A 16,389-nucleotide genomic window follows, 5' to 3' on the forward strand; every position below is an offset into this window, starting at 1 on the left:
TTTCTCTACCTTCAATCTTTAATTAATATAGGAAGAACGAGGCGACAACTAAACCAACGAAAGTTGAAATTGCTACCCAGCCAATTGTTTTCTTCATTACTTCATTGACATCTGTTTTAATGAAATCTGAAACCCAGACATTGTGTGAATTTGTTGGATCACAAACAGATTGTACATTACTGTCCAAACGCAATGCGACCATCGCAGCAATCGGATTCATACCCCCAGCAACTAGCAGTGAAATGATCCCACTTCCTAACCCCCAAACATTTAGTGGACCACGATAAATTGCTAATGGTGAAAGAAGTCCAAAAATCAAAATAAACATCAATTGATTTTTAGGGATCATGATAGAGATCGCTGGTTGTATTCAGAAGACATCACAGCATTCAGCAACATGCCAATACCGATCATCAAACCTGCAGCTCCTGCTACTTCTTGGATTCCTTCAACAAATGCGCTACTCACTACATGAATTGGATTTTTAGGTGTACTCAAAATCAAGGTTGCGATAATCCCTACAATAATCGCTGCAACTAATGGAACTTGGAAAGCAAAAACTAACACAACAGGGATGATTGGTGAAATCAAAGCAATGCTACGAATCTGACCATTCTTACCTTGCTTAACAGGCATCGCCCATGCTTTACGGCGTTTCCCACTGAATTGAACATAATAAACGACCATGATCACAGCAATAATGATCAACGGTAGACCAACCATCCATGAATAAGAAGTAACTTCACTTAATTTCAAACCTAGTACATCAATATAGACAGCTAGCGTTGAAACAGAGAACGTTACACCAATACCATTTGCTAAAAGTAAAATGATCCCACTAACCATTGGTGACAGACCAGCCGAGATCATGATCGGTACAATAATCGTCCCAACTAAAATCACCATGCCTAGCCCATTACTTGCCGCAAAAATGATGGAACAAACTGCTAGAAAGGATAACGCAATCGGTAACGCCTTATCTCCAGCCATCTCTGCTGCTTTTTTAATGATCGTTTCAGTAACACCAACTTTAGATAGCACTTTTCCGAATAGCGATCCAAAAATCAATCCTGAAATTGCGGTAGACATCCGCATAGAACCGGCTTCCAAAACATCTTTAACAATTGTGAATTGTTCAGGATCTTTGGAGATGATAGTAATTCCTGCAATCAAAGAGATTGCAATTGCCATGATTGGTAATGCCAGAATAGTTGGTACCTTTCTCGTCATCATCAACCCAACTAAAACGAAGAATACTAAAAGTATCCCTACTAATTGTACTGTTGCCATTGTTTTCCTCCTAAATTTCGATGAAGCTTTTTTGCTCGATCAGTTTATTTTGTAATTCTTTAATGTTGATTTCTCCAACTGTTTGTTCTTCTTTTGCTGCTATATAAGCTGCTGTTCCGGCAGCTTGTCCTAAGGCAGTCATCGTCGGTGTTGTCCGTATTGCTGCTTGGGCTTCAAAGGAAGCAGATACACACCTTCCAGTGACGATTAAATTATTGATCTCATTCGTGATCATGATTTCATAAGGAATGCGATAATAACTATCAAACACCGACTTATCGAATTTCTCATGAGCAACTTCTTCTGTTTGATTAGCATGTACGGAAACAGTTCCTTCACCTTTTGGGTTGTGGATATCGATTGGATAACCAGAATGGGCGATTGTTGATGCAAAAGGTTTATTCTCTAATACATCTTGATTTGTTAAAGTATATTTTCCTTTAATCTGTCTTGTTCCTCGTACACCAACACTTGGTCCGCTGTACGCAATTTTAGCATTTTCAAAACCTGGTACTGACTCTACTAAAAAATGATATAGTTCTTCACATTGCTTACGGCCGATCATTTCCGCCTTGGTCAGACCTTCAGCAGATACCCCACTCTCATTAATGATTCGTGAAGTATTCATAATGAATTCTCCTGGTACATTTGTTTCAAAGAAGAGGATATCTTCCCTTGGAATATTGATCCTACCTTCTTCCTTCGCTTGTTTAAATTCAGCATCAAAACCAACAAAAGATAAAATCTCGGTATTTTTCATGACGTTTAAGTCTCTATTTAATCGCGGAAATTTTTCTGGATCATCTAACACTGCAGCACGGAGTTTTTGTGTGTCAACGCCGTACACTTTTAGATTCATTGTCATCGGTTGCATGGCATTATCCGTTTCTCGTCCTAATTGGAATGGCACCTCAGACATTACCGCTAAATCTCCATCACCTGTTGCATCAATGAATACTTTACTTGAGATTTTGCTGATGCCATCTTTATTGACAACAGTGACATTTTTGATCTCGCCAGCTTCTTTCTCCAAGCCAATCAAATAAGTATGGAATAAAATAGAGGCACCTGACTCGCTGACCATCTCATCTAAAATGATTTTCAATCCTTCTGCTGAGAATGGCGTTACATAAGAGATATAATTCGTTGAATCTAGAACGTGTCCTGGAGAATAACCTCTCTCTACTAACCGTTCAACCATTTCTTGTCCTAATCCTAAAATTACTTGCTTATCACCGGCAAAATAAGTCATCATGGGCCCAACACCGTTGGCTGTTAACGTTCCGCCAAAATAACCGTTTTGATCAATGATCAAAGTTTTTGCACCATTTCTGGCAGCAGCAATTGCTGCAAATGCTCCAGACATGCCTCCACCAACTACAACTACATCATAATTTTCTTTTAAACTAGATGAATCCAAAAAAACAACCCCTTTCTGTTTGCGCTTACAAAAATAATAATACACCATTTCCAAAAACTGTCAATACTTATGGAATTTTTTTTCACTCAGGTGAATGTGTAATATATTATTGGGATTATCTGATAATAACTCTTTTAAATTAGTATTTTATGTCTCTTAATCGAATGAATAAAATCAGCAATTAATAATAGTTATAAAAATGGTTTTCTACCTCATTTTCATAAAAAGTCAATATAATAGAAAACCGCTAAGATACTTAACTAAACTAATTTTATTCAGTAATGTATGTTTACTTGCTGTATTGTTTCGTCTTTGGTTGCTAAAAAATTGAGACGATTTTATAAAGCTTTTGGATAAACACAAAAAAACTACGGACACTTTCGCGTCCGTAGTTTCGTTTGCTAAGATTAAGACTGCAATAGTTCTTTTACGATAGCATTTACTTGATTTCCATCAGCTTTTCCTTTGACTTTAGGCATGATGACTCCCATGACTTTACCAAATTCTTTTGCAGATGAAGCACCTGTTTGCGTGATCGCATCTTGAACAAGTTGTCGAATTTCTTCTTCAGAAAGTTGCTCTGGCATATACTTTTCGACTATCACAATTTCACTTTTCACTTTTTCAGCTAAATCGTCACGTCCAGCTTCCTCGAATTCATGCAAAGAATCACGGCGTTGTTTCATTTCGCGAGACAACACTGTTAGTTCTTCTTCTTCTGTCAAGTCGTGACCTTCTTTAATTTGCTCGTTTTGTATAGATGACTTGATCATACGAATCACCTGTAAAGATTCTTTATCTTTAGCTTTCATCGCTGTCTTCATGTCATCGTTCAATCTACTTAGTAGTGACACACTACCAACTCCAATTCATCAAAGAACTAGAATTTTTTGCGTTTTCTAGCTGCTTCAGATTTTTTCTTACGCTTTACACTTGGTTTTTCGTAGAATTCACGTTTACGAGATTCTTGTAAAGTACCCGCTTTTGACACGGAACGTTTGAAGCGACGAAGAGCATCGTCAAGTGATTCGTTTTTGCGAACGACTGTTTTTGACATATTAATTCCCTCCCTCCGAGCTTAAAAAGTAACCGTAATTGTTATTGAAATGTTAATCTCAAGAAACAAGACTGTTCTATAAACATTATAGCTAAAGCAGTTTTGACCGTCAAGAGAATCTTATGATTTTTTTAAATAATCACCTGTTATTTTATTGAAAATTATTATTGACAGCTCTCACAGCGTCCAAATATCTCAAAGCGATGCCCTTCAATGGTACACCCACTGAGTTGTTCTTCAAAATAATTCATTGGGCACATATGGATTTCTTTTGTCGTCCCACAAACGGTACATATGAAGTGGTGATGATGCCCAATCTCGCCTTGACAACAATGAAAACGGAATTTCATTTCTCCATTTAGATCCGTTTCTTCCAAAAGATCTAACTCTGAAAAGTCATGTAAATTACGATAGATCGTATCATAGCTGACTCCTTTAAATTCCTGACTCATATAGTCAAAGACTTCTTTTGCAGAGACGTAACGATTTCGTTTGATTAAATATGCGAGTAATGCTTCTCGCTTTTTCGTGTATTTGAACCCGTTATTTTTCAATGTTTCTAAAGATTGTTCAATCAATGTTTGTTTATTCATCATTATCCCCCAAATCAAAATGATTACGAAGTATGTACACTCGAGTATGGTATAATAAACCTAAAAAAAAAGCAAGCGAGGTTTTTTATTTATGACTGCCGAATCAAATGAAGTCGTCACCTTTTTTGTCATTTCCGACTCTGCAGGTGAAACAGCAACAAAATTAGCTCAAGCCACAATGGCGCAATATCCATCCATCGAATTTAGTTTATTTCGACGAACATTTGTGACTGATCCAGAGACGTTGCAACGTGCTCTAAATGATGCATTGTCAGAACAAGCATTAGTTCTCCATACATTGATCAACCAAGAATTGGTGGATTTAACAAATGACTTTTGTCAAAAAAACAAATTATACAGCTTTGATGTATTGACCCCGCCAATCGCAGAAATCGAGCGCTTGACTGGTATCAAACCGACACGTCAACCAGGGGCACTTCACTTATTGAATGAAAATTATTTTAAACGGATCAAAGCGATGGAGTTTGCGGTGAAATATGACGACGGAAAAGATCCTCGAGGTTTTTTGGAAGCCGATGTTGTCTTACTTGGTGTTTCCAGAACTTCTAAAACGCCGTTAAGTTTGTTTTTAGCCAATAAAAATTTAAAAGTAGCGAATCTCCCACTGATACCTCAAGCACATATCCCTAAACAGTTGTGGGAAATCGATCCGAAGAAGATTGTTGGATTAACAAATAACCCTGATATTTTAAATAACATTCGTAAAGAACGCATGCGTTCATATGGCCTGAATCCAGATACTGCGTACTCCGATATCGAAAAAATTCGTGCAGAATTGGAATTTGCCAATGAACTTTATGAAAAATTAGGGTGTGTCGTCATCAATGTTGCTTCTCTTTCCATTGAAGAAACAGCTTCGTTGATCTTGAATGAGTTAGAGCTGGAAGACCATAGCTATTACGGCACAGAGACTTCGGAAGAAAAGTAGAAATTTCTTATCTTTCTAAATAATAAAAAAAGGGTTTGATCGGCGCATCAGCGTCTTTCAAATCCTTTTTTTAATGACTTTAGTTAGTTCTTTTGATGCTCTACATGTTTGATCGTTTGTTCTAAAATATCTAATACATGAAAGTCATCCAAACTGTAAAGGATCGTTTTTCCTTCACGTCGTGATTTCACCACATGGTTTTCACGTAACAAGCGTAATTGATGAGACACAGCCGATTGTTCCATTTGAACAGATTGACTGATCGACGTCACATTTTTTTCACCATCTTTTAAATAAAGTAAAATATTCAAACGTGTCGGATCACTTAATACCTTGAATAATTGACTCACTTTTTCTACTTTAATGTTTTGATTCCCCGACAAACGATTCACCTCCAAAAAAAGACTGACTACTAAAGTGTACCACTTTTTTCGTCAGTCTCAACTGTTTATTCTTCTGTCATTGATTTGATGCTAGCTTCAAGTGCAGCAATTTTTTCTTGTGCTGCTTCGTTTGAATCACCTTTGACACCAATATAAAATTTGATTTTTGGTTCCGTTCCAGAAGGACGAATCGCGATCCAACCGTCTTCTTCTAGTGTATATTTCAATACATCTGAAGGTGGAGTCGTTAGTTTTTCTACATTTCCTTGGGCATCTGTTTTTGTTAGTGCCTTGAAATCTTCTGTTTGTAAAACTTTTTCTCCAGCAAATTCAGTTGGTGCATCTTTTCTGAATTTCTCCATCAGTGCAGCAATTTTCGCTGAACCTTCTTGACCACTCATTGTGACTGAAATTGTTTTTTCTGCATAATAGCCATACGTTTCAAAAATCGATTGTAACCCATCATAAAGGGTCTTATCTTGTTTTTTATAAAATGCAGCAACTTCTGCTAATAATAATAGTGCTTGAATCGCGTCTTTATCGCGAACGAATGGTTTGACTAAATAACCGTAGCTTTCTTCAAAACCAAACATGAATGTATGCGCCTTTGTTTCTTCAAATTGTTGGATTTTTTCAGCAATAAATTTGAAGCCAGTCAAGACGTTCATCATTTCTACACCATAATGTCTAGCGATTGCTGTCGGTAGTTCACTTGAAACGATTGATTTCAAGACCGCCGCATTTTCTGGCAGTGTTCCTTTTTCTTGGTGAGCTTCCAGGATATATTGGACAAGCAAAGCGCCGATTTGATTTCCTGTCAATACTTTGTATGAACCGTCTGGCAAGCGTACAGCTGCACCTAGACGATCGGCATCTGGATCAGTAGCAATCAATAGATCTGCGCCTTCTTTTTCGCCTAAACGGATTGCGTATTCAAAAGCAGAGTGTTCTTCTGGATTTGGTGATTTGACTGTGGTGAAGTCTGGGTCAGCGACTGCTTGCTCAGGAACCAAGACAAATTGTTCAAATCCCGCTTGAGTCAACGCACGCTCACCTAACATTTTACCTGTTCCGTGTAACGGCGTGAAGACTAGCTTCAATTCTTTCCCTAATGTTTCTACTAATTCATGATTGATCGTCACTGCTTTGATTTCTTCCAAGTACGCTTGGTCGATTTCTTCGCCGATGATCGTGATCAAATCACTATTTTTTGCTTGTTCTTCTGCTAAAACTTCTACTTTTAGTGGATTGCTGATGTTTCGTACATATTTTGTCAATGCGTCTGCATCAGCAGGCGGCATTTGTCCACCATCTTCGCCATAGACTTTATAGCCATTATATGCCGCTGGATTATGAGAAGCTGTAACCATGATCCCAGCGAATGCGTTAAGATGACGAACCGCAAATGAAAGCTCTGGGGTTGGTCGTAAGCTTTCAAAGACAAAAGATGGAATACCATGTTGCGCTAAAGTTTTTGCCGCTTCCATCGCAAATTCTGGCGATTGATGACGTGAATCATAAGCGATCGCTACCCCACGTTTTTTTGTTTCTGCTCCTTGTTCATCCATAAATTGTGCAAGCCCTTCTGTTGCTTGACGTACAGTATAGATGTTCATTCGATTAATTCCAGGCCCTAAGATCCCGCGCATTCCTGCTGTACCAAATTCCAAAGGTGCGTAGAACGCATCTTCTAATTTTTCAGGATTTTCACTTAATTCTTTTAATTGTTTTTTTAAATTTTCTTCTAATGATTCTTCAGTTGCCCATTGCTCGTAAACTTGTTTCCAAGACATGAAGCTGACACCTCTTTCTAAAAATATGTTCCTTTCTAAGTATAGCATTCTCTTTTTAGATAGCAAAGCATAAGAAAAGGTTGTGAAAGAAGCGCTCTGACCTGAGCAGTAAGATGAGAAATCAGAAAATAGCTCTTCATATTTTTTGATTTATCAGCTTAATGTTGAAGGTCAGCTTCTTGAACACCGTTTATCTAGGCTGTGAAAGAAGCCCTCTGACCTGAGTGAAAAAGTCGTTCAGCACAAAAAAACCGTACCATCCCTAAAATAGTAGAAACTATTTTAGGATAGTACGGTTCATTGTACATAGTAGTTACTTCCACCGTCTATTCAATTATTGAAGATATCTAATCATCTAGCTCATCGATTTTGATTTTCTAGACGCTTTCGATCTTATTTTATCAATAAACGAGCATTATGCTTTTGGCGTTTCTTCTAAAGCTTCCAAGTATTTATATACTTGTTGTCCAGCAATCCCGCCATCGCCTACTGCTGTAGTGATTTGGCGTAGATCTTTTTCTCGTACATCGCCAATGGCAAATACACCAGGCATGTTCGTACGCATGTCTTGATCTGTTGGAATCCAGCCAGCATCATTTGTGATTCCAGCTTTGCGGAAAGGTTCAGTCAACGGATCTAGTCCAACATAGATGAACACACCGTCAGCTGCTAATTCGATTGCTTCCCCTGTTTTTGCGTTGTGCCCTTTGACACCAGTAACGACCATATCATTTCCGATGATCTCATCAGTGATCGTATCCCAAACAAATGAGATTTTTTCGTTCGCAAATGCGCGATCTTGGATGATTTTTTGCGCTCTTAATTCATCACGACGATGAACGATAACGACTTCTGAAGCAAATTGTGTCAAATACACAGCTTCTTCTACCGCAGAATCGCCACCACCAATCACGACTAAGCGTTTGTTACGGAAAAATGCACCGTCACAAACCGCGCAGTAAGAAACACCACGTCCAGCATATTCTTCTTCGCCTGGTACCCCTAGTTTACGATGGATACAACCAGTTGCAATGATGACTGTTTTCGCTTCGTAACTTTTGTCTTCACAGATGACTTCTTTATAGTTGCCATGATCTTTGATATCTTGGACGATACCATAGACATTTTCAGTTCCAAATCGTGAAACACCTTCATACATTTTATACGCAAGGTCTGGACCCATGATCGAATCAAATCCAGGATAATTTTCTACTTCTGCGGTATTGTTCATTTGCCCGCCAGGTGCCCCTTGTTCGATCATCGCTACTGATAAGTTTGATCTTGAAGCATATAGAGCAGCGGTCATACCAGCAGGCCCTGCGCCAATTACGATTACATCATACATATGTAGATTCCTCCGTTTTAAAATCAAGTAAGCCTACTTTACAGCCAATCACACAAAAAGTCTATTGTTCTGCCTACGAGTTTCGAATAGATATATTATACTCGAAATCGATAGACAAAAACAATAGACATTCTTATTCTATCCTATTTGTTCGCTAGATTTTCACCATTCGAAGCAATCACTTGTTTATACCAATCAAATGATTTTTTCTTTGTCCGTTTCAATGTACCATTGCCTTCATTGTCACGATCAACATAGATAAAACCATAGCGTTTCTTCATTTCACCAGTTCCAGCAGAAACCAGATCGATACAGCCCCAAGTCGTATAACCTAAAAGATCAACACCATCTAATTCGACTGCATCTTTCATCGCTTGGATGTGTGAAGCAAGATATGAAATGCGATAGTCATCTTCCACATAGCCATTCTCATCCGGAGTATCTACCGCGCCCAACCCATTTTCGACAATAAACAATGGTTTTTGATAACGATCATAAATATCATTCAAGGTTACCCGTAAACCTAATGGATCAATTTGCCAGCCCCATTCACTTGCTTCTAAATAAGGGTTTTTCGTTGATTCAAAGATATTTCCTGCGGTTTGTTCTAATAGTTTTGGATCGGTTGTTGAAACACGAGAAGAATAATAAGAGAATGAAATAAAATCAACGGTATGTTGTTTCAATAATTCTAAGTCTCCTGATTCCATTTTGATCTCGATGCCTTGGCGTTCCATTTCTTTTAGCGCATATGCTGGGTATTCTCCTCTTGACTGCACATCGATAAAGAAGTAGTTTTCGCGGTCTGCTTGGCGTGAAGCCCAGACATCTTCTGGTTTACATGAATAAGGATAATAAGCCCCCGCAGCTAACATACAGCCGACTTTATTCTCAGGGTCGACTTCATGCGCGATTTTTGTGGCAATCGCACTCGCTAGTAACTCGTGATGAGCTGCTTGATATTTGACTTGCTCTACATTGTCGCCTTCTTCAAAATACAAGCCAGCACCCATGAACGGTGCATGTAAAATCATGTTGATTTCATTAAAGGTCAACCAGTATTTTACTAATCCTTTATAGCGGTTAAAGATCACGTGACAAAGATTTTCATAAAATCCGACTAATTCACGCGAACGCCATGCCCCGTATTCTTTGACTAAATGCATTGGGCAGTCAAAATGAGTAATCGTTACTAAGGGTTCGATCCCATACTTTTGACATTCTTTAAAGACATCTTCATAGAATTTCAACCCTTCTTCGTTTGGCTCTTTCTCATCACCTAATGGAAAAATACGGCTCCAGGCAATCGATAGACGGTAGGTTTTAAAGCCCATTTCTGCGAATAAGGCAATATCTTCTTTATAGTGATGGTACATATCGATGGCTTCTTTTGCTGGATAAAAATGTTCGTCATCAAACTCAAACATTTTTTGTTGACCGGTAATCACTGGAAAACGATCTGGACCAATCGGCACGACATCTACATTGGCTAAGCCGCGCCCTCCTTCATCGTATCCACCTTCACATTGATTGGCAGCTGTTGCGCCACCCCATAAAAAGTCTTTTCTAAATCCCATCGTTGTTATACTCCTTCCACTACACGTTTTTCTGACAATTATCTTGCTAATTCATCTTGCACTTCGATGCCTTCTGCTGTTAAGCGATCGATGGCTTCTTTAAATTGTGGTAAATACTCTTGATGAGCAATAAATAATTCATCCATCATGCGTTTCGCTGTTTTACCAGAACGAACTAATGGATTGATCGTAAATGCTTGTAACGCTGTCCCATAATCACCTGTGACAGCTGCTTCGATCGTCAACAACTCCATATTTTTCATCACTTGTAACCAGCCACGTTCTGCTGTAGGTAATGAACCAAAAGCAACACTTCTTGCTCCTTGCGCGCCTACATACGCTGTTACTTCAACGACACAGTCTGCTGGTAGATCAGGCACTGCCCCATTGTTTTTCGTTGAGACAACGATTTGAGTTTCTTTATTGCCATAGATCGAAGCAATCGTTTCACAAGCAGCATCCGAATAATAGGCACCGCCTCGTTGTTGTAATTGTTCTGGTTTATGATCGAGTTGCGGATCTTTGTATAGCTCAAACAATTCCGCTTCTGTTTGTTTGACTTGTTGTGCTCGCGTTCCGATCGTGCGGTATTCTTCCAACGCATGCTCCAACATTTCTTCTTCACGATAGTAATAGCGATGATAGCCACAAGGAATCATGTTCATTTGATCGAGTTGTTCTCTAAAGAATGGCACATCGAATATATTTTTTGGCAACCCATTATCTTCCGCATAAAGTTGTTCGATCAAATCTTCGGTACGATCATTTCCTTTTGCATCCGCTACTTTGTGCCAATGGAAATGGTTCAGCCCAGCAAATTTATAAATCAACTCTTCTTTCTTTTCACTGATCATGACTGGCTCTGTCATCATTGCCATTACGGGAACATTGCACAATCCAATCACTTTGTCCCATTTCCCATAACGAACGACTGCTTCAGTCACCATACCGCTTGGATTAGCAAAATTGATCAACCAAGCGTTCGGACAAAGGCGTTTCATATCTTCAACTACTGCTAAGATGACTGGGATCGTCCGAAACGCCTTGAACATCCCACCAGCACCATTGGTTTCTTGGCCTAGCATGCCGTAGTAGGCTGGAATACGTTCGTCTTTTACACGAGCATCCAATTGACCGACCCGAAATTGTGTAGTGACAAAGTCCGCATCTTTCAATGCTTCCTCACGATCCAAGGTCGCATAGATTTTCACGTCATATGGAGAAGCATCCCACATCCGTTGGGCCATTTCACTGACGATCGCTAGTTTTTCACGCCCAGCTTCGATATCGACTAACCAGATTTCACGAATCGGCAATTCATCGTAACGTTTGATAAAACCTTCCATTAATTCCGGTGTATAACTACTTCCGCCACCAATTGTCGCGATCTTGATTCCTTGATTCATACACTCACTCCTTCGTCTTTTTTACAACTCTATTATCATTTTTGTAAATAAAAGTCACAATACTTTTTGATTACTTTGAATAATCATTTACAAAATGATCGATATTCTTGTGATTTTTTGTAAATTTATTGCGCATAACAAAAAGAAAAATAATAAAAAAAAACAAATAAAGCCTAATCTTTTAATCAAAATTAGCGAGTAAAGGAATTACTTCTCTTTGATTTGTTCCATTGACACACTTAATAATACCGTTTACAATTATTTTACATACTTTTAACTAAAAACGTAAAAAAGAGGATCGAATTATGCTATTAAAGGAAAAGCTTAAACAAATCAACTTTTCACCTTCAGAAAGCGAAGTCATCCGTTTTCTCCAAGCCAATGAAACAACTCTGGCCGATCGAACGATTCAACAAATTGCAGCAACTTGCTATGTCCATCCTTCTACTTTGATTCGGATCGCCAAAAAAATGGGGTTTCACGGATGGGTGGATTTTAGAGATGCGTTCATCGCTGAAACAGAATATCTGCAAGGCAACTTTCAAGAAGTGGACGCCAATCTCCCTTTTTCCGAAAATGAAGGCATCATGACGATCGCTAATCGGATTGCGGCACTTGAACGTATGACGATCCAAGATACGTTATCCTTGTTGATGCACGACGATCTCCAACAAGCAAAACAACTTCTGCTGCGAGCCAATAAAATCGTATTATTTTCGAGTGACACCAACACCTTGATCGCTCAATCCTTCAAATTGAAAATGAATCGGATCAAACAAGAAGTGACCATTGTGCCAACTTCTGGTGAGTCTTATTACGATGCCTACAATTGTCAGCCTGAAAACTGTGCAATCTTGATCTCCTATACGGGAGAAAATCAGATGATGCTTCGGACTGCTGAAATTTTGAAAGAAAAAAATGTGCCGATTTTATCGTTGACGAGCATCGGTGAGTCCAGTTTGTCCACAGCGAGCGATGTGGTATTACGCCTGACAACACGTGAACGATTGTACTCAAAAATCAGTAGTTTCACGATCAATACGTCGATCTCCTATTTGTTGGATGTTTTATATAGTTGTGTCTTTGCTGAACAGTATCGTGAGAACCTCGATTATTTGATCGAAGTCGGTCAAAAAGTCGATACACGACAGATCAGTTCATCCATTATGAAAGAAGAACTATTTACCGATGCAATCGAAGATGGCGATTAGTCTACTTTTATAGCGGGAACGATCAGAAAGATTCGTTCAGAACAAAGTTGCTCCTTGAAATTCACTCTCTAATTAAATAGCTGAACTTCTAAGAAAATAAGCCGTAACATCCAAAATATGAGAGGAGATTCTCGGATGTTACGACTTTTTTTGGAATCAGGTACTTAGAAACATCCTCCTGTGGAAAAATGCTCTTTAACACCAAGCTAACTTTCTAAAACCTTGATTTTAAAGGATTTAAACTCATCAAGTCAACGCTGTGATCAACTCATCCCCATTCGTCACGATCTTCGATTGATTCTCGACGATATCCAGGTAATCTGCTGAATTGGTAATAATGACAGGGGTTTCTACGCTATAGCCTTCACTTTCGATCGCATTGATATCAAATCGCAATAAGACGTCTCCTTGTTTCACTTTATCCCCTTGTTTCACAAAAGATTCAAAATGTTTCCCTTGCAATTGTACAGTGTCTAAACCAACATGGATCAACAGTTCCAATCCACTTTCAGAAACTAAACCGATCGCATGTTTTGAAGGAAATAGCGTCATCACTGTCCCATCGAATGGTGCAACAACTTCCCCTTTTTCTGGATAGATCAAGATTCCTCTTCCTAACGCGCCTTTAGCAAATGCTTGGTCTTTTGCTTCGCTTAAAGATGCAATACCGCCTTGGATCGGTGTTTTGACGATTTCTTTGATTTTACTTTCTTTTTTCTCAGGTACTACTTCTTCCGTATCTTTCCATAACAAGAAAGTCAAAGTAAAACCAATCGTTGCTGCAATTGCAATACCGATAAAGGCATTGTACATGCCACTTGCATCGCTACCACTAATGAAGTTCACCACTCCGAAGATGCCCAGTCCACCCATTGTATAACCTGTCGTACCACTCATCATCAAATAGACACCAGAGAGCGAGCCACCAATCATTGAATAAATGAACGGGGTCTTTTTAGGTAAAGTGATTCCATAGATGGCTGGTTCTGTTACGCCAAAGATTCCTGAGATAAAGGCAGGCATACATAAGGCTTTCATTTTCTTGTCTTTAAACTTGAAGTACATCGCTAACACAACGGCAGTTTGTGCAAAACTTGCCCCAAAAACACCTACCAGCATTTGACTTGAGCCATTTTGTGCCAGCTGCATGATCGCCAAAGGAATGATACTCCAATGTAGACCGAAGATAACTAATACTTGCCAGAAGAAACCTAGGACCCCACCATATAATGCTGGTGAAAAATCCATCAATGCTTGGAAACCTGCACTCAACCACTCTGTTAACAAGCTAACGATTGGGCCAATCGCCAAAAAGCCGATCGGTAGAGCAATCAATAAGACCATAAAAGGAACAACAAATGTTTGGACAACTGTTGGAACGATCTTCTTCGCAAATTTTTGCACTTGTCCGGCAAAAGCAATGATAAAGATGACAGGAATGACACTTGATGTATAAGAAGCTCCTACCCAGGGAATACCCAAGAAACTTTCATACGCGGGCAATCCTAAAAGGCTAAGCGGCGCTGCAGCACCTTGATTGGCTGCTTCAAAGCCACTTTGTAATGCCGGTCCTTGTACGGTCGGATAGACAAGGGCTGCACCGATGACGATGCCGACCATTGGATTCAATTTGAATTTTTTAGCTGCTGTATACCCTAAAATAACTGGCATGAAATAAAAGATCGAATCACCGATCCCATTTAACATGATATAAGTTCCGGAAGTCTGCTCATAGAATCCTAAAAAGATAAATAATGCATTCAATCCTTTGACCATCCCGGCAGCTGCTAAAGCTCCTAAGAAAGGCTGGAAACAACCACTTAAAATATCGATCAAACGATTAAATATATTGCCTTTCGCAGGGGCTAATTCCGCATCTTCTGAAATCCCTGCTACACTTAATACATCTGCATATACGTCTGGTACATGATTACCAATGACTACTTGGTATTGCCCACCGCTTTTCATGACGGTCACGACACCATCCATATTCTTCAATGTCTCGTCATCTGCTTTACTTTCGTCTTTTAGCCGAAAACGCAAGCGAGTCACACAGTGCGTCAAACTACTGATATTTTCTTTTCCGCCAACATATTTCACGATTTCTTTTGCTAAATCTTGGTATTTTCCCATGTTCTTTTCCTCCAATTGTTTGATTGAAGGTTTAGCCAACTCAATGTCACTATCCTTTGGTACTCATTCGTTGAACCCACGGCCCTCCTTTTAGTGATTTTTTAAATGATTATTATCTGCCAAACGAGCCAGATGGATCGTTAAGTAGACAATTTCATCGTCTGACATATGATAATTAAATGTTTCCTGTAAGAATAAAGCGATTTTGTCCACGCAGCCAGAAGCCGTTTGGTATTTTCGCTGGATCATCTGGATCAGTTCTTCCTCGACCTCACCTTCTTGGGTAAGGGACGTGTTCATCACACGGCTGAGAAAAAAACGAAGATGCGTGACAAATCGGAAAAAATAAATCGATTCTTCATCAAAGGGTGTTTGATAATAATAGCGAACGATATTCAAAATATCCTGAATGGTTTTCGTAAACTGGTACATATTGTTCATACTATCTTGTTCTGATTGTGCATTGACTAAATGAAGGGCAATGAATCCAGCTTCATTTTCGGATAAATCAAATCCATATTTATGATGGACTCTTTCAATCGTTTTTTTACCTATTTGGTATTCTCTCGGAAATAATTGCTTGATATCATATAATAAAACATTAGGTAATCCAACGCCGGTTTTATAACGTTTAATCGCATTGTATAAATGATCGGTCAATGAAATATAAATGGATTCATTCAATGTCACATCTAACTTTTCTTTCGTATACTCGATGATCTCGTAGGAGAGTTCGAGGTATTCCATCGGGATATCCTCCGCTAATTTTTGAAAATGCCTCGACAGTCGATCATCTGTCAAATGAAATTCTTTATCCACACCCGCTTCTAAAATAGCATCACCAATCTTTTTTTTGAATGCTAATCCTTTTCCCATAACGATCATTTCTCGATTTAATTTGTCCCTTGTGACAACGACATTATTATTTAGAATTTTTTCAATCCGCATAATATCCCCTTTCTATGATTGTCACTCCTAAAAAAACAAAAAAACCCAAAAAGTCAGCCATGGAATCGATTCATGGTGACTGATTAGGTTTAGCTTGCGTGATGCAATCACTATCCAACAGTATGTTCTTTTCTTCATAGTAGCGAAACAATTTTAAAATGTCAACGCTTTCTTTTGTATTATTCCTATATTTCTAAAAAAAATTCTTTCACGTTAACATGGAAACTACCCCTCCCCCAGAACAGCCATTAACCAGCCAGTAAGAATAGCGATTGACTTTTTTT

15 protein-coding genes are annotated in these 16,389 nt (G+C 38.8%); 2 read left to right on the forward strand and 13 right to left on the reverse strand.

Features of this window, described 5'->3' with window-relative positions; translation table 11 throughout:
- Window positions 1-22: 22 nt before the first annotated feature.
- From IGJ00_RS10735 to IGJ00_RS10760, 6 genes are all read right to left on the reverse strand, one after another.
- Complete coding sequence (locus IGJ00_RS10735) at window positions 23-349, reverse strand: hypothetical protein (RefSeq protein WP_438844427.1); 327 nt, start codon at window positions 347-349, stop codon at window positions 23-25.
- A complete protein-coding gene (locus IGJ00_RS10740) occupies window positions 346-1,290 on the reverse strand; it encodes a citrate transporter (RefSeq protein ID WP_438844428.1) in 945 nt (314 codons plus the stop codon). Before IGJ00_RS10740 ends, IGJ00_RS10735 begins: the two co-directional genes overlap by 4 nt.
- 10 nt (window positions 1,291-1,300) lie before the next feature.
- Window positions 1,301-2,710, reverse strand: a complete 1,410-nt coding sequence (locus tag IGJ00_RS10745; protein ID WP_438844429.1) for an FAD-dependent oxidoreductase — start codon at window positions 2,708-2,710, stop codon at window positions 1,301-1,303.
- A gap of 407 nt (window positions 2,711-3,117) precedes the next feature.
- Window positions 3,118-3,564, reverse strand: a complete 447-nt coding sequence (locus IGJ00_RS10750; RefSeq protein ID WP_010734957.1) for a GatB/YqeY domain-containing protein — start codon at window positions 3,562-3,564, stop codon at window positions 3,118-3,120.
- A gap of 26 nt (window positions 3,565-3,590) precedes the next feature.
- The gene (gene rpsU, locus IGJ00_RS10755) at window positions 3,591-3,767 is read right to left on the reverse strand and encodes a 30S ribosomal protein S21 (RefSeq protein ID WP_002356740.1); all 177 of its coding nucleotides are present in this window, start codon (window positions 3,765-3,767) and stop codon (window positions 3,591-3,593) included.
- A gap of 164 nt (window positions 3,768-3,931) precedes the next feature.
- Window positions 3,932-4,360 carry a Fur family transcriptional regulator gene (locus IGJ00_RS10760; RefSeq protein ID WP_010734956.1) on the reverse strand — a complete coding sequence of 143 codons (429 nt, stop codon included), beginning with the start codon at window positions 4,358-4,360 and terminating at the stop codon, window positions 3,932-3,934.
- A 91-nt stretch (window positions 4,361-4,451) separates the two neighbouring features.
- Between IGJ00_RS10760 and IGJ00_RS10765 the strand changes: the two genes are divergently transcribed.
- Window positions 4,452-5,309 (forward strand): pyruvate, water dikinase regulatory protein, encoded by an 858-nt coding sequence (locus IGJ00_RS10765; protein ID WP_065095734.1) that lies wholly within the window; start codon window positions 4,452-4,454, stop codon window positions 5,307-5,309.
- 83 nt (window positions 5,310-5,392) lie between these two features.
- On the opposite strand, the gene IGJ00_RS10770 is transcribed toward IGJ00_RS10765, so the two are convergent.
- The 5 genes from IGJ00_RS10770 to IGJ00_RS10790 all read right to left on the reverse strand — a co-directional run bounded on the left by IGJ00_RS10770 (window position 5,393) and on the right by IGJ00_RS10790 (window position 11,813).
- Window positions 5,393-5,692, reverse strand: a complete 300-nt coding sequence (locus tag IGJ00_RS10770; RefSeq protein ID WP_065095735.1) for an ArsR/SmtB family transcription factor — start codon at window positions 5,690-5,692, stop codon at window positions 5,393-5,395.
- A gap of 65 nt (window positions 5,693-5,757) precedes the next feature.
- Complete coding sequence (locus IGJ00_RS10775) at window positions 5,758-7,485, reverse strand: phospho-sugar mutase (RefSeq protein WP_034687360.1); 1,728 nt, start codon at window positions 7,483-7,485, stop codon at window positions 5,758-5,760.
- A 415-nt stretch (window positions 7,486-7,900) separates the two neighbouring features.
- Window positions 7,901-8,830 (reverse strand): thioredoxin-disulfide reductase, encoded by a 930-nt coding sequence (gene trxB / locus IGJ00_RS10780; RefSeq protein ID WP_071866775.1) that lies wholly within the window; start codon window positions 8,828-8,830, stop codon window positions 7,901-7,903.
- 143 nt (window positions 8,831-8,973) lie between these two features.
- Window positions 8,974-10,407: a 6-phospho-beta-glucosidase gene (locus IGJ00_RS10785; protein WP_438844430.1), complete on the reverse strand. Its 1,434-nt coding sequence runs from the start codon at window positions 10,405-10,407 to the stop codon at window positions 8,974-8,976.
- Window positions 10,408-10,445: 38 nt separating this feature from the next.
- Entirely contained in the window at window positions 10,446-11,813 is a 1,368-nt protein-coding gene (locus IGJ00_RS10790; RefSeq protein ID WP_438844431.1) for a 6-phospho-beta-glucosidase, read from the reverse strand.
- Window positions 11,814-12,118: 305 nt separating this feature from the next.
- On the opposite strand from IGJ00_RS10790, the gene IGJ00_RS10795 reads away from it, so the two are divergent.
- Window positions 12,119-13,024, forward strand: coding sequence for a MurR/RpiR family transcriptional regulator (locus IGJ00_RS10795; protein WP_195513494.1), 906 nt, complete (start codon window positions 12,119-12,121; stop codon window positions 13,022-13,024).
- Window positions 13,025-13,270: 246 nt separating this feature from the next.
- Here IGJ00_RS10795 and IGJ00_RS10800 read toward each other — a convergent pair whose 3' ends face one another.
- The gene (locus IGJ00_RS10800; RefSeq protein ID WP_438844432.1) at window positions 13,271-15,157 is read right to left on the reverse strand and encodes a beta-glucoside-specific PTS transporter subunit IIABC; all 1,887 of its coding nucleotides are present in this window, start codon (window positions 15,155-15,157) and stop codon (window positions 13,271-13,273) included.
- Between the two features lie 90 nt (window positions 15,158-15,247).
- A complete protein-coding gene (gene licT, locus IGJ00_RS10805) occupies window positions 15,248-16,105 on the reverse strand; it encodes a BglG family transcription antiterminator LicT (RefSeq protein WP_019723114.1) in 858 nt (285 codons plus the stop codon).
- Window positions 16,106-16,389: the final 284 nt, after the last annotated feature.

This window comes from Enterococcus sp. AZ062 (assembly GCF_051715065.1).
Lineage (GTDB): Bacteria > Bacillota > Bacilli > Lactobacillales > Enterococcaceae > Enterococcus_B > Enterococcus_B mundtii.

What these genes read in the sequence shown, in the direction of transcription:
- licT (WP_019723114.1), bottom strand. Translation starts at nt 16,105, where the DNA reads ATGCGGATTGAAAAAATTCTAAATAATAATGTCGTTGTCACAAGGGAC.
- IGJ00_RS10790 (WP_438844431.1), bottom strand. Translation starts at nt 11,813, where the DNA reads ATGAATCAAGGAATCAAGATCGCGACAATTGGTGGCGGAAGTAGTTAT.
- IGJ00_RS10735 (WP_438844427.1), bottom strand. Translation starts at nt 349, where the DNA reads ATGATCCCTAAAAATCAATTGATGTTTATTTTGATTTTTGGACTTCTT.
- trxB (WP_071866775.1), bottom strand. Translation starts at nt 8,830, where the DNA reads ATGTATGATGTAATCGTAATTGGCGCAGGGCCTGCTGGTATGACCGCT.
- rpsU (WP_002356740.1), bottom strand. Translation starts at nt 3,767, where the DNA reads ATGTCAAAAACAGTCGTTCGCAAAAACGAATCACTTGACGATGCTCTT.
- IGJ00_RS10785 (WP_438844430.1), bottom strand. Translation starts at nt 10,407, where the DNA reads ATGGGATTTAGAAAAGACTTTTTATGGGGTGGCGCAACAGCTGCCAAT.
- IGJ00_RS10760 (WP_010734956.1), bottom strand. Translation starts at nt 4,360, where the DNA reads ATGAATAAACAAACATTGATTGAACAATCTTTAGAAACATTGAAAAAT.
- IGJ00_RS10775 (WP_034687360.1), bottom strand. Translation starts at nt 7,485, where the DNA reads ATGTCTTGGAAACAAGTTTACGAGCAATGGGCAACTGAAGAATCATTA.
- IGJ00_RS10795 (WP_195513494.1), top strand. Translation starts at nt 12,119, where the DNA reads ATGCTATTAAAGGAAAAGCTTAAACAAATCAACTTTTCACCTTCAGAA.
- IGJ00_RS10740 (WP_438844428.1), bottom strand. Translation starts at nt 1,290, where the DNA reads ATGGCAACAGTACAATTAGTAGGGATACTTTTAGTATTCTTCGTTTTA.
- IGJ00_RS10765 (WP_065095734.1), top strand. Translation starts at nt 4,452, where the DNA reads ATGACTGCCGAATCAAATGAAGTCGTCACCTTTTTTGTCATTTCCGAC.
- IGJ00_RS10800 (WP_438844432.1), bottom strand. Translation starts at nt 15,157, where the DNA reads ATGGGAAAATACCAAGATTTAGCAAAAGAAATCGTGAAATATGTTGGC.